General features: G+C 68.2%; 12 protein-coding genes. 11 read left to right on the plus strand and 1 reads right to left on the minus strand.

Features of this window, described 5'->3' with window-relative positions; translation table 11 throughout:
• Positions 1 to 220 precede the first annotated feature (220 nt).
• Both HUS23_06085 and HUS23_06090 read left to right on the plus strand, forming a co-directional pair.
• Positions 221 to 2,794 carry an EAL domain-containing protein gene (locus tag HUS23_06085; GenBank protein ID QKT03401.1) on the plus strand — a complete coding sequence of 858 codons (2,574 nt, stop codon included), beginning with the start codon at positions 221 to 223 and terminating at the stop codon, positions 2,792 to 2,794.
• On the plus strand, positions 2,791 to 3,198 hold the full coding sequence (locus tag HUS23_06090; GenBank protein ID QKT03402.1) for a group III truncated hemoglobin: 408 nt from the start codon (positions 2,791 to 2,793) through the stop codon (positions 3,196 to 3,198). The genes HUS23_06085 and HUS23_06090 overlap by 4 nt, the downstream gene beginning before the upstream one ends.
• 26 nt (positions 3,199 to 3,224) lie before the next feature.
• On the opposite strand, the gene HUS23_06095 is transcribed toward HUS23_06090, so the two are convergent.
• Positions 3,225 to 3,476, minus strand: coding sequence for a hypothetical protein (locus HUS23_06095; GenBank protein ID QKT03403.1), 252 nt, complete (start codon positions 3,474 to 3,476; stop codon positions 3,225 to 3,227).
• A gap of 69 nt (positions 3,477 to 3,545) precedes the next feature.
• Here HUS23_06095 and HUS23_06100 point away from each other — a divergent pair, with 69 nt between their 5' ends.
• The 9 genes from HUS23_06100 to HUS23_06140 all read left to right on the plus strand — a co-directional run bounded on the left by HUS23_06100 (position 3,546) and on the right by HUS23_06140 (position 13,137).
• The gene (locus tag HUS23_06100) at positions 3,546 to 4,109 is read left to right on the plus strand and encodes a pyridoxamine 5'-phosphate oxidase family protein (GenBank protein QKT03404.1); all 564 of its coding nucleotides are present in this window, start codon (positions 3,546 to 3,548) and stop codon (positions 4,107 to 4,109) included.
• A gap of 444 nt (positions 4,110 to 4,553) precedes the next feature.
• On the plus strand, positions 4,554 to 6,749 hold the full coding sequence (locus tag HUS23_06105; GenBank protein QKT03405.1) for a primosomal protein N': 2,196 nt from the start codon (positions 4,554 to 4,556) through the stop codon (positions 6,747 to 6,749).
• A 209-nt stretch (positions 6,750 to 6,958) separates the two neighbouring features.
• Positions 6,959 to 7,978 carry a hypothetical protein gene (locus tag HUS23_06110; GenBank protein QKT03406.1) on the plus strand — a complete coding sequence of 340 codons (1,020 nt, stop codon included), beginning with the start codon at positions 6,959 to 6,961 and terminating at the stop codon, positions 7,976 to 7,978.
• A 146-nt stretch (positions 7,979 to 8,124) separates the two neighbouring features.
• Positions 8,125 to 9,888, plus strand: a complete 1,764-nt coding sequence (locus HUS23_06115; GenBank protein QKT03407.1) for an arginine--tRNA ligase — start codon at positions 8,125 to 8,127, stop codon at positions 9,886 to 9,888.
• 3 nt (positions 9,889 to 9,891) lie between these two features.
• Positions 9,892 to 10,551 carry an SPOR domain-containing protein gene (locus tag HUS23_06120; GenBank protein ID QKT03408.1) on the plus strand — a complete coding sequence of 220 codons (660 nt, stop codon included), beginning with the start codon at positions 9,892 to 9,894 and terminating at the stop codon, positions 10,549 to 10,551.
• Positions 10,552 to 10,617: 66 nt separating this feature from the next.
• The gene (locus HUS23_06125; GenBank protein QKT03409.1) at positions 10,618 to 11,172 is read left to right on the plus strand and encodes a porin family protein; all 555 of its coding nucleotides are present in this window, start codon (positions 10,618 to 10,620) and stop codon (positions 11,170 to 11,172) included.
• Between the two features lie 170 nt (positions 11,173 to 11,342).
• Entirely contained in the window at positions 11,343 to 11,837 is a 495-nt protein-coding gene (locus tag HUS23_06130) for an outer membrane beta-barrel protein (GenBank protein QKT03410.1), read from the plus strand.
• A gap of 100 nt (positions 11,838 to 11,937) precedes the next feature.
• Positions 11,938 to 12,438, plus strand: coding sequence for an outer membrane beta-barrel protein (locus HUS23_06135; GenBank protein QKT03411.1), 501 nt, complete (start codon positions 11,938 to 11,940; stop codon positions 12,436 to 12,438).
• A 12-nt stretch (positions 12,439 to 12,450) separates the two neighbouring features.
• Positions 12,451 to 13,137, plus strand: a complete 687-nt coding sequence (locus tag HUS23_06140) for a zinc metallopeptidase (protein ID QKT03412.1) — start codon at positions 12,451 to 12,453, stop codon at positions 13,135 to 13,137.
• Positions 13,138 to 13,278 lie beyond the last annotated feature (141 nt).

Here is a 13,278-nt window from a genome sequence, read left to right on the forward strand (position 1 = left end):
CTCCGCATGGGGGCTCCTCGGGCGATAACGGCATCGGCAGTGCGCACCGGCCCGCGCAACGATGCGCCGCGCCCACCGCCGCTGCCGTGCAGCCGGCGAAGGACGGGGCCGGTAGCGAAGAATCAAGGAACGAGGTATTCAATGGCCGAAGATCCCCGCACGCGCACTGCATCCCGGCCGCACCGCCACCGCCCACCGCTCGGCCAGGGAGGCGGCCGCCATGCATAACCCGCCGCGTCTCGAATCCGCCCCGCTGCGAGCAAACGAGGGCCACGCAACCCTGGCGGGCGCGGGCCTCTTCCAGCGCGTCGTTGAAACCATGCGCGAAGGCGCCGCCTCGCTCGGTATCGACGGCACCCTCCACTACTGCAACCGCGGACTGTGCACCATGCTCGGGCGCAGCGTGAGTCAGTTGCGTGGCTCCTCGCTGCATCAGTATCTGGTGCAGGACCGGGAACTGACCGCCGACCTGCTGGAGCAGGCTGCCTTGGCCGAGCACACCGCCGAGGCGATGCTACGGCGCAGCGACGGCAGCGTGTTACACGCGCGGCTGTCGTTCGCGCCCCTGGAGAACCCGGGCGCGCCGCTGTGCCTGGTGGTGACCGACCTCAGCCACGAGCGGCGCCATTCGGAAGCGCTGGCCGCCGAGCGCCTGGCCCGCTCCATACTCGAGCAGGCGGCGGAGGCGGTGGTGGTGTGCGATCCGGAGGGGCGCATCATCCGCGCCAGCGCCAAAGCGCACGAACTCTGCGGCTACAGCCCGATGTTCAAGCGCTTCGAGGCGGCCTTTCCCCTGCACTTCGACAGCTCCACGCTGCGCGGGCGCTCGCTCGCGCTGGACTACGTATTGAGCGGCAACCTGATCCGCGGCGCCGACGCGCGCATGATGCGCCCGCGCGTCGGCGGCCTCGACACGCTGGTGAGCCATTTGCTGGTCAGCGCCGCGCCGCTGCGCGACGAGGCGGGGGCGATCGTCGGGTGTGTGGTTTCGCTGTCCGACATCACGCCGCTCAAACGCACCGAGGAGAAGCTGCGCCTGGCGGCCAACGCGCTTGCCAACACTGCCGACGGCGTGGTGATCACCGACCGCGCCGGCGCCGTGGTCACGGTGAACAAGGCGTTCACGGACATCTCCGGCTACAGGGCCGAGGATGTGGTCGGGCAGCGCCTGCTCGCCTACACGGGGCGGCGCGACCGCTTGCCCGAGGCTATGTGGCAGCAACTCGGCAACAGCGGTCGCTGGCAGGGCGAGGTGTGGACGCGCCACAAGAGCGGGCGGCGCTTCCCGATCTCCCTGAGCGTGAGCGCGGTCTGCGACGAGGCCTCGGGCGCGCGTCATTACGTGGCGGTGATCTCCGACATTTCGCAGCGCAAGGAAGACGAGCAGCGCCTGGCCTACATGGCGCACCACGACACGCTGACCGAACTGCCCAACCGGCTGCTGCTCCAGGAGCGTTTCGCCGAGGCGGCGGCCGGCAACCGGGGACGCGCCCGTAAGCGACCGATGGCGCTGCTGTACATCGACCTCGACGGCTTCAAGGCGGTGAACGACTCGCTGGGCCACGCCGCCGGCGACACACTGTTGCAGGCGGTCGCGCGGCGCTTCGCCGAGCGGGTGCGCGAGCACGACACCGTCGCGCGCCTCGGCGGCGACGAGTTCGCCATCCTGTTGAACGGTCTGCCGCCGCACGAGGCGGGGGCGATGGCGCAGGCCTTGATCGACAGCCTGAGCGAGCCGTTCACGGTGGCGGGCCATGTGCTGTACGTCTCCGCGAGCATCGGTATCAGCGGCTATCCGAGCGACGGGCGCGATGTCGACGAGCTGCTCAAGAACGCCGACGTTGCGATGTACCGCGCAAAGGAGCAGGGCCGCAGCACGTTCCGCCACTACCGGCCGGAGATGAACGCGCGCGCGCTCGATCACCTCTTGATGGCCTCGCACCTGCACCAGGCGCTGGAACGCGGCGAATTCCAACTCGATTACCAACCCTGCATCGACCTGCGGAGCGGGCGCATCAACTCGGTGGAGGCCCTGCTGCGCTGGCGTCACCCCACATTGGGCTTGGTCGCCCCGGAGCGCTTCATCCCCCTGGCCGAGGAGACCGGCATCATCCGCGTCACCGGCGACTGGGTGCTGCGCACCGCCTGCCGCCAGGCCAAGGCTTGGCAGGACGCGGGCCTTGCGCCGATACCCATGGGGGTGAATCTCTCCGCACGGCAGTTCCATCGGCCCAAGCTCGTGGCGCGCGTGCTGGACATCCTGGAGGAGACCGGCCTCGCCCCGGAGTGGCTCAAGCTCGAGATCACCGAAAGCTGTATGATTCGCTCGGCCGATCACGGCGGGCGCATCCTGCGGGAGCTGGCCGACGCCGGCGTGCAGATCGCGATCGACGACTTCGGCACCGGCTACTCGTCGCTGAGTTATCTCAAGCAGTTCCCGATCCACTATCTAAAGATCGACAAGTCATTCATCAGCGGGCTGCCGCACGACGGCGACGACGCGGCCATCACGGATACCATACTCACCATGGCCAAAGGGCTTAGCATGAAAGTGATCGCCGAGGGCGTGGAGACCGACGCGCAATGCGAGTTCCTGCGCCGCCGGGACTGCGAAGAAGGGCAGGGCTTTTTGTTCAGCCGTCCGCGCTCGGGCGAAGCCGTACAGGCCCTGTTGCAGCAGGGTCACGTGCATCGCTTCGATGCGGTGCGCGACGCCTCGGCCGACAGCGCGCCCCTGCTGCGCCGCGCCACCCGCGCCGACCGGCTCGCGCACCACGGGCCGGGGCGGGCATGATCGCTGCGAGCGGGGGCGCGCCGCCACGGCGCTTGATTCCACTGTGCGACAAGATCGGCGCCGAGCGGGTCGAGGCCGTGGTACGCGCGTTCTATGAACGACTGCACGCCGACCCGGAACTGGGCCCGGTGTTCGCGCGGATCGCGGATTTCGAGGCGCATCAACAGCGCGTCATTCAGTTCTGGTGGCTGGCCATGGGCGGGCGCTGCAGCCGGCCGGATTACGTGGACATGGTGGGCGTACACCGGCCCGTGGGCGTGACGCCGGCGCTGCTCGAGCGCTGGCTGGCGCTGTTCGACGCTGCGCTGGAGGCGGAGCTCCCGCCCGAACTCGCGCGCGAGTGGTCGCACATGGCACACGGCATCGGCGGCACGCTGCGCAATCGGCTGGGACTCGGGGGCTAGGGCCCCGTTCGCCCCTCGGTTGCCGCCTACTTCACCGGCGTCGGCAGGTTCTCGATCAAGTCCAGACGGATCTCGACGCACTCCCCCTCGGCCGTCTCCGCCGCGAGGTAGTCCATGCCGTCGCGCGAGACCAACTCGCGCGGGTGGAGCGCGGCGACATGGGCCATCGCGCCTTCCTCGTCACGCCAATGCAGCTGCAGGCGCTCGTCGCACAGAATCGCGATGGTGAAGCGCTCGCGAACGAAGTTGGGTACCGGTCGGTAAGGGGTGCGTGCCATAATGCCTCCTCGCCCGGATTCTATCAGCTAACGCATCACGGGCCGTCGTCCCACTGCCGCAGACCCGCTATGGCCAAGACCTATCCCGAGATCGACGCCCGCCTCGCGCAATGGATCGCCGCCCAGCCGCTGTTCTTCGTGGGCACGGCGCCACGCGCGGGCGAACACGTCAACCTCTCGCCGCGCGGGCTCGATACGCTGCGCGTGCTCGCCCCGCGCGAAGTGGCCTTCCTCGACCTGACCGGCAGCGGCAACGAGACCGCCGCCCACCTGCACGAGAACGGCCGCATCACCCTGATGCTTTGTGCTTTCGAAGGCGATCCGCGCATTCTGCGCCTATACGGTCGCGGTGAGGTCGTCACGCCTCGCGACGCGCGATGGGGCGCCCTGCGCGCGCACTTCGGCGCGCCCGTGCCCGGCGAACGCCAGATCGTGCGCATCGACGTACAGCGGGTGCAGACCTCCTGTGGCTTCGGCGTGCCACTGATGGCCTATCAAGGCCAGCGGGACGTGTTGCCGCGCTGGGCGGAGCGCAAGGGCCCCGATGGCATCCGGGCCTACTGGGCGGAGAAGAACGCGCGCAGCCTCGACGATCTGCCCACGCCTACGCCCGCCGAGGACGCTGAGCGCTAGCCCCGCCAAACCTGTGACGGTGGCGCCACGCCCCCCGCCCCGACCGACCGCGACGCGCCAACGATTTGGCGAGCAGCAGCCTCTTTAGGGATTTCCCTGATTGCGCTTATACACAATTACCGGGCTCCCGCCTGAAATGAGACCCAGCGCACACCCGAACTTCATCAGAAACCGCTAATAATCATTAAGTAATTGTTACGAAAGGTGTTTTTTGGGCGGCTACTTTTTGGCCAAAGTGTCAGGAAGCTAGGCGGGACGGGCCTTCCGCGGGCTTTCCCGCAATTGTTCCACAAAGTTATCCACAGGTTTTGTGGATAATACGGCGACGGCTCTCGGGACATATACTTACGGCATTCCACCTAGAAATTTTCTGAGCTTCCCTAGCCAAATCAGCCCCGCTCGCGCGGGGCCGCCTTGCCCTCGGGGCGTGATACATTCGCCCCCATGCCGGCCCCGATCTTGCGCCTCGCCATCCCCTCGCCCCTGCGGCGCACCTTCGATTACCTGCCACCGCCAGGGGCGGCGGCGGAGCAACTCGCGCCCGGCGTGCGGCTGCACGTGCCCTTCGGGCGCCGGCGCGTGGTGGGGCTGCTGCTCGAGCGGGTCGCCGAGAGCGAGGTGCCGGCGGAGCGGCTGAGGCCCGCACTGGCGGTGCTGGACGACGCGCCGCTCGTGCCGCCCGATGTCCTGGCCCTGCTGCGCTGGGCCGCCGACTACTACCACCACCCCCTCGGCGATGCGGTGGCCACCGCGCTGCCGCCCCTGCTGCGCCAGGCGCGGGCGCCGCGCGTGCCCGCGCCGCAGGCCTGGGCGCTCACGGACGCCGGCCGCGCGGCGCTGGCCGACCCGCCCGCCCGCGCGGCCAAACAAGCGGCACTGTTGCAGGCGCTGGCCCGCGGCGCGGCCGCCGCGGCCGATCTGGACGCGCAGTTCGAGAACTGGCGCCCCACCCTGCGCCGGCTGCTGGACAAGGGCTGGGCGGAGGCCGCCTCCGCCCCGGCGCGCTGCCTACAGGGTGGAACACCGGCGCACGCCCCCCCGCTCGGCAAGGCGCAGGCCGCCGCCGTGGCCGCGGTGCGCGCGCAAGCCGAGCAGTTTGGCGTGTACCTGCTCGACGGCGTGACCGGCAGCGGCAAGACCGAGGTCTACCTGCGACTCATCGAGGACGCGGTGGCGCGCGGGCAGCAGGCCCTGGTGCTGGTGCCCGAGATCGGGCTCACCCCGCAGCTGGTGCAGCGCTTTCGCGCCCGGCTCGGCTGCGCCATCGCCGTGTTGCATTCCGGGCTCGCCGAGGGCGAGCGGCTGAGTGCCTGGCAGGCGGCACGCGAGGGGCGCGCCGGCGTGCTGATCGGCACCCGCTCGGCCATTTTCGTCCCGCTGGCGCGGCCGGGGCTGCTGATCATCGACGAGGAGCACGACGCCTCGTACAAGCAGCAGGACGGCTTCCGCTATTCGGCGCGCGATCTGGCCATCTGGCGCGGCCGCCAATTGGGCATACCGGTGGTACTGGGCTCGGCCACCCCGTCGCTGGAGAGCCTGCACAACGCGCGCGTGGGACGTTACCGCCACCTCGTGCTGCCCGAGCGGGCGGGCACGGCCCAGCCGCCCACCACGCGCGTGCTGGACATTCGCCGTGCGGTGCTGGAGGAGGGTCTGTCGCCGCCGCTGCTGGACGCGCTGGCGCGGCACCTGAACGCGGGCCGCCAGGCCCTATTGTTCCTCAACCGGCGCGGCTACGCGCCGCTGCTCCTGTGCCACGACTGCGGCTGGATGGGCGAGTGCGCGCGCTGCGACGTGAGCTACACCCTGCACCGCAGCAGCGGCCGCCTGCGCTGCCACCACTGCGGCAGCGAGCGGCCGGTACCGCACCACTGCCAGCGTTGCGGCAGCGTGGACCTGCGCGCCGTCGGCTATGGCACACAGCGGCTCGAACCTGCGCTGCAAGCCCACTTCCCCGACGTGCCGGTGGTGCGCATCGACCGCGACGCGATGCGCCGCAAGGGCAGCCTGGAACAGGCCTTCGCCGAGGCCGCGGCGGATGGGCCGCGCATCCTGGTCGGCACCCAGATGCTCGCCAAGGGCCACCATCTGCCCAACGTCACGCTGGCAGCGGTGCTCGACGCCGACGCGGGACTGTTCAGCACGGACTTTCGTGCCGCCGAGCGCCTCGCCCAGCTCATCGTGCAGGTGGCCGGGCGCTCGGGGCGCGCCGACGCCCCCGGGGAGTTCCTCATTCAGACCCGCCACCCCGACCATCCGCTGCTGCAGATCCTGCTGCGCGCCGGCTACGGCGCCTTCGCCAACCAAGCGCTCGCCGAGCGCGAGCAGGCCGAACTGCCGCCGTTCAGCCACCTCGCGCTACTGCGCGCCGAGGCCCCGCAGCGCGCCGCCGCGCACGACTTTCTGCAGCAGGCCGCCGAACGTGCCGACGCTGCCGACGGCGACGGCGTTTACGCCCTCGGCCCCGTGCCGGCCGCGCTCGAACGCGTCGCGGGCCGCTACCGCGCCCAACTCCTGCTGCAAGCGGCCCAGCGCACCCCGCTGCACGCATTGCTCAACAATTTGATTCCACAATTGGAAGCCCTGCCCGCCGCGCGGCGCGTGCGTTGGTCGCTGGACGTCGACCCCGCCGAGACCTGAACAGGGGCTCGGCATGGATCGGACGACGGACTCCGGAGTGGCCGCGGGACTTGCACGCCACTCTCTCCGCAAGACGCTCCGCCTGCAGCACCAGGAAACAAATACCTACCGAAAACTCGGCAATTCCTGCGTGAAATGCCTATCGCAAGGGGCGGATGCTTCACCTATGCTGAGGCGAAATTCGCCCTCACCAGGGAGGTAGATTTGCCATGGAAGGCGCCTTTCGACGTACTCGCTTGAGCGTAGTGTTGCCGTTCACCTTCGTCCTGTACGCCTGCGGCGGAGGCACCACTAGCGGCAATTCCGCCCTGGCGAGCGAGGCGCCGCTACCCGGGGAGGAAATCTTCGAAGAAGCAGCGCTCATCGACGCGGACAATGCGCTAAGTGTCGCGGGCGCGGCCCACCATTTATCGGTCGACGGTCAAGTGGGCGGTGAGACCGAGCAATTGCTCGAAGACAACGTCAACGCGGATGCCGGTGCGTCCTGGTTCCTCGATGTTCACCAGCGCACGCTGCGCCAGCTCGATCGCTGGCACGCGATCGGCTTCGGCGGCGCGCAAGTCAGTAACACCATTCCCTGTGACGTCGGCGGCGAGGTCGAGGCCACGCTGACCTCGACCGGCGTGCGCATACGCTACGACCAATGCGACGACGGGCAAGGCGAAGTGCTGCACGGCGTGGTCGAGTTGCGCGACCTCGAACTGGATGAGACGGCCCCCGGTGTCGTGGACGGCACGGCAACCGTGGTATACGAGGACCTGCAAATCACCTTCCATGATGAGCGACCCACACAGATCGGCAACGGGACGCTCGAACTCGCGTGGCACGAGGACAGCAACACCTGGCAGGCCACCGACCGCTTCGCCGGCACACTGGTCCTGCAGTTAGGCGAGGAGTTTGCCGGTTTTCAGGACGCCGAACGCATCACTGTCGAGAACTGGACTGCTCAGTGGGGCGGCCTGCTCGACTGGGAAAACACCGTGCGCAGCATGCGCACCGCGAGCAGCGCCCTCGGCGGGTACGTGGATCTCGCGACGCCCACGCCGGTCACTGGCGACGCGCACGAGGCGTGCCCGCTCGGCGGCATCGTGCGGGCCGACGGTGCGCAGGGCAGTGTACTGGAGGTGCTCTATGGCGAGGATGCGACCGGCGCCGTCGATATCCACCTGAACGGCGAACCGTTCGCATCCTATTCGAGCTGCCAGCCTTTTCTCGAGAACCTCGACTAGCTCCTAGAGAACCTCGACTAAGTCGAGGAGATCCGCCCGCACATAGACCTGGGCGACCGTCCACCGGCGACGGTCGCCTGTTTCCCACCCGCCGCAACTGGTAGAATCGGCGCTCGCCCGAAATCATCCACGCGCGGAACGAACCCTTGCTCAAACCCCACCTGCAACAGCTGCTCGATCGGTCCCTTTCCTCCCTCGTCGACCAGGGCGAGCTGCCGCCCGACGTGCCGCGCGAAATCCACCTGGAGCGCGCGCGCGACAAGCAACACGGCGACTTCGCGAGCAACCTCGCCATGACCCTGGCGCGGGTGGCGCGCCGTAAGCCGCGCGAGCTGGCCGAGCTCCTGGTGGCGCACCTGCCCGCCTCCGATGAGGTGGCGAAGGTGGAGATCGCCGGACCCGGGTTCATCAACTTCTACCTGACGCCCACGGCATGGCACCGGGCGGTGGGCGAGATCCTCGAGGTCGGCGCGGCCTTCGGCCGCTCCGAAGTGGGTGCGCAGCGCCGCGTGCAGGTCGAGTTCGTCTCGGCGAACCCCACCGGACCGCTGCACGTGGGGCACGGCCGCGGGGCGGCCTACGGCGCCTCGGTGGCCGACCTGCTCGAGGCGGTCGGCTTCGAGGTGGACCGCGAGTATTACGTGAACGACGCCGGGCGGCAGATGGACATCTTGGCCGCGAGCGTGTGGCTGCGCTATCTGGAGCGCTGCGGCGAGACGCTGCCCTTTCCCGCCAACGCCTACAAAGGCGCCTACGTGCGCGACATCGCCGGCGACCTGCACCGCGTCGAGGGCGAGCGCCTGCGCCACCCGGTCGCCGAGGTGCTGGAGGGACTGCCCGCGGACGAGCCGGCCGGCGGCGACAAGGAGGTCTACATCGACGCGGTGATCGCGCGCGCCAAGCAGCTGCTCGGCGCCGAGCACTACCGCATCGTGTTCGACTTCGGGCTGCACGCGATCCTGGACGACATCCGCGACGATCTCGCCGAGTTCGGGGTCACCTACCAGGAGTGGTTCTCCGAGCGTTCGCTCACCGAGCGCGGCGCGGTGGAGCGCGCCATCGAGCGCCTCAAGGCCTCCGGGCACCTGTACGAGCGCGAGGGCGCGCTGTGGTTCCGCTCGACTGATTTCGGCGACGAGAAGGATCGCGTGGTCATCCGCGAGAACGGTCAGCGCACCTACTTCGCGTCCGACATCGCCTACCATATGGACAAGCTCGAGCGCGGCTTCGAGCAGATCATCAACGTCTGGGGCGCCGACCATCACGGCTACGTGCCGCGCGTGCGCGCCGCGCTGCAGGCGCTCGGCGGCGACCCGAGCAAGCTGGACGTGCTGCTGGTGCAGTTCGCCATCCTCTACCGCGGCGGCGAACGCGCGCAGATGTCCACCCGCTCGGGCGAGTTCGTCACCCTGCGCCAACTACGCGACGAGGTGGGCAAGGACGCGGCACGGTTCTTCTACGTCATGCGCAAGTGCGAGCAGCACCTGGACTTCGATCTCGATCTGGCCAAATCGCAGAGTTCGGACAACCCGGTGTACTACATTCAGTACGCCCACGCGCGCATCCACAGCGTGCTGCGCCAACTCGAGGAGAAGGGGCTCGACTTCGACCAGGCGCGCGGCCTGACCCAACTCGGCCGCCTCGGCGAGACGCACGAGCAGGATCTGATCGTCGCCCTCTCGCGCTATCCCGAGGTGGTGGAGGCCGCGGCGCTGCAGCACGAGCCGCATCAGCTGGCGCACTACCTGCGCGAGCTCGCCAATGCCTTCCACACCTACTACAACGCGCACCAGTTCCTGGTGGATGATGCGGACTTGCGTCACGCTCGCCTTTGTTTGATCCTGGCGGCTCGGCAAGTGATACGCAACGGGTTGGGTTTGCTGGGAGTATCGGCACCCGAGGCGATGTGAACCATGGCGCGAGACTACGCCAAGAAACCTGCCAGCCGCCGCACCCGCACGGGAACGCCGGGCTGGGTGTGGCTGAGCGCCGGCCTGGCGATCGGCCTGTTCGTGGCGTTTCTGATTTATCTGCAGGGCACCGGCCCGCGCAATGCCTCCGAGACCACGACCACGCAGACACCGGCGCAGGCACCCGCCGGCGGCTCGCAGGAGGCGCGCGGCGTGCGCAAGAGCCCCGCACCGACCGCCCCCGAACCGCCGGCCTCGGAGCCGCGCTTCGACTTCTACCGCATCCTGCCGGAGATGGAGGCCACGCGCGTCGAGCCGCCCGATAGCCGCCCGCGCCCCACCCAGACCGAGGCGCCCGAGACCACCGCACGCGCCCGCCAGCCCGAGGAGCTGCAACCCTCCGCGCCAGCCGGCCGCCTGGCGCCGGGCAGTTACGTCCTGCAAGTGGGCGCGTTCCGCCAGTTCGAGGAAGCCGATCGCCTGAAGGCCAACCTCGCCCTGCTCGGCGTCGAGGCCACCATCCAAACGGTACGTGCCGCCAACGACGAGACCTGGCACCGCGTGCGAGTGGGTCCGCTCAGCGATCTGCAGCGCCTGGAAACCATTCGTTCGCGCCTCAAGGACAACCAGATCGAAGCCATGCTACTCAAGGTGAGCACGTAGGCCTCTGGCGCGCTCGCCTCTTATAACCAGAGGCACCTTTCCGAAAAAAAACGCACGAGGAACATCATGAAGAAGAAGATTTTGGCGGCCGCGTTGGTCGCCGCTGGGGCAACGTTCTCTCTGCACGCGGGTGCGCAGGAAACGTATTTTGGGGCGCAGTTGGGTATCGCGGACGTGTCCGGATTCAGCGACGGGACTGCACTGATACTCACGCTCGGTCAGGACAGGTCGGACGTTACCCCTGGATTCTCCATCGAGGGCGAGTTCACGACCACGCTCTCTGACCCGGACGTCACGTTCCGTAATGGCCCTTGGACGGACACTTTCTCGGTCTCGTATTGGTCAATCGGCGGATATGGCGCCTTTAGACATGCTCTGAATGAACAGCTGAGCCTTCGGGCGCGTGCAGGCCTGCTCTATCACAAATATGAGGTGGAGTGGACGGAATCCTTTGAGGGCGATGTCGTGAGCACGATGTCCGGCTCCGACTCGGACATCGAGCTGAGCTTCGGCTTCGGTGTCCTTTACGCGGTGAACCCCAATCTCAGCATCGTCGGCGAGTACACCCGCATTAGTTCGGACGTGAACCACCTCTCGGCGGGCGTGCAGTACCGCTTCTAGCCGTTCCCCGCGGGCGAGGGATCGCCCGATTACCTTCTCCTCGCCGCGAACCCGCCGCCTCCGACCACCACCCAATTCGCGCCGCGCGCCGGACTGGGAGCCACGTCCGGGTCTTTCGCGCCCTCCTCCTTATCCTTGTGCGCTTCCCCAGGGCCAAGGAGAAGGCAAGTTTGAAGCGAATCATATTGGCCATGGCCGGGGCGCTCACGTTCGCCTGCCCCGCCTTGGCACAGGATACCTTCTACGGCGGGATTTCACTCGGCATCGCCGACTACAGCTTCGCGGACTCGGAAGGCATCGTCACCGTCGCCACCGTCGGCCTGGCGCTCCCGCAACTCGGCGAGAAATTCGCCATCGAGGGCGAGATGACGCGCACCCTGTGGCGCCCCGATACCGCGCAGTTCGGGGGTATCTCGTACACCACAGCGGGCGGTTACGGGGTACACGCGCTGGGCATCGGCCCCAAGCTCGACCTGCGCACGCGCATCGGTATGACCTACAAGCGGGTGGACTTCGGGGATGAGATCGCCGACAGCAGCCTTTCGGGCAGTCTGAGCCTCGGCCTAGCATACGAACTGCAAGACGGTCTGCGGCTGGTCGCCGACCACACCTTGATCGGCACCGACATCACCAACACCTCCATCGGTCTGCAGTACCGCTTCTAGCTTCTCGGCGCGCCGTGCCGCTGCCGGCCCTCCTTCCGTGTTTCTTGTGTGTTAGCAGCCACTTGCGTATCCTTATGCGCAATCACACGCTAAGGAGAGCATGATGAAGAAAGGAATCTTCACGGCCACAGCCCTTGCGGCTATGGCGGTCACTGCCGCCCCCGCCGCGGCGCAGCAGGACTTCTACGGCAGCCTGCAGGTCGGTATCGCCGATTTCGTGTTCACCGAGTCCAACGGACTCTCCGCCGTGGCCACGCTCGGGATGCCACTGCGTCAGTTCGGCGACAACGTCGCTTTCGAGGCCGAGTACTCAACCACGCTGTCCGACCCGGAGCTCGGGGGCTTCGAGGTCTCGTACGATACCTTTGCCGGCTATGGCGTCTACGCGCTACCGATCGGGGAGGAGCTGGCGATTCGGACGCGACTGGGTCTCGCCTACGAGCGGGTCGAAATCGGCGCCGCCAGCGATTCCAACATCGCCGGCAGCGGCAGCGTCGGATTCACCTACCAGCTGCAGAACAATCTGCGCCTCATCGCCGACCACACCGTGATCGGGACGGACATCGCCAACACCACCGTCGGCGTCCAGATGAGCTTCTGATGAGGACCGTCGATGCACATCGCCCTGCCCCTGCTGCTGATTCTGGCGCTGGTATTCGGCCCGCAACTGTGGGTGCGTTACCAGATGCGGCGCCACAGCGCGCCGCTGCCGGAACTACCGGGCACGGGCGGTGAGCTGGCGCGGCATCTGCTGAACCGTTTCGGGCTGAACGACGTGCGCGTGGAAGCCACCCCACGCGGCGACCACTACGACCCCGAGGCACGCGCGGTGCGGCTGCTGCCCGAGCACCTGGACGGCAAATCGCTCACCGCCGTGGCCATTGCGGCGCACGAGGTCGGCCATGCCCTACAGCACCATAGCGGCGACCGCATGCTGCACCTGCGCAGCCGGATGGTGCAACTGGCCCGGCCGGTGGAGCGGCTCGGGGCACTGGCCATGGTGGCCATACCCGTCATCGCGCTGGCCACCCGGGCGCCGGGGGCGGGGCTGATGCTGGTGGCGGCGGGGCTGCTAAGCCTCGCCTTCATGGCGTTGGTGCACCTGGTCACCCTGCCGGTGGAGTGGGACGCGAGCTTCGGCAAGGCCCTGCCCATTTTGCGCGGCGGCGGCTACATCCAGCCGGAGCAGGAAGCGGCGGTGCAGAGCGTGCTGCGCGCCGCGGCGCTGACCTACGTCGCGGTGTCGCTGGCCAGCCTGCTGAACGTGGCGCGTTGGGCGGCGATCTTGTTACGCCGATAGTCCCTCCTCCGCCTCGACCGCGCGGTGTCGTGGGCGCCGCCGGGCAACACGCTTCGCTTCTAACCCTACTATCTACTCGGCAACGCTGCGCCTTTGGCTGTAGGGCGCATTAAGCGCAGCGCAATGCGCCGGCACCCATTG

The organism is Ectothiorhodospiraceae bacterium 2226 (assembly GCA_013348725.1).
Lineage (GTDB): Bacteria > Pseudomonadota > Gammaproteobacteria.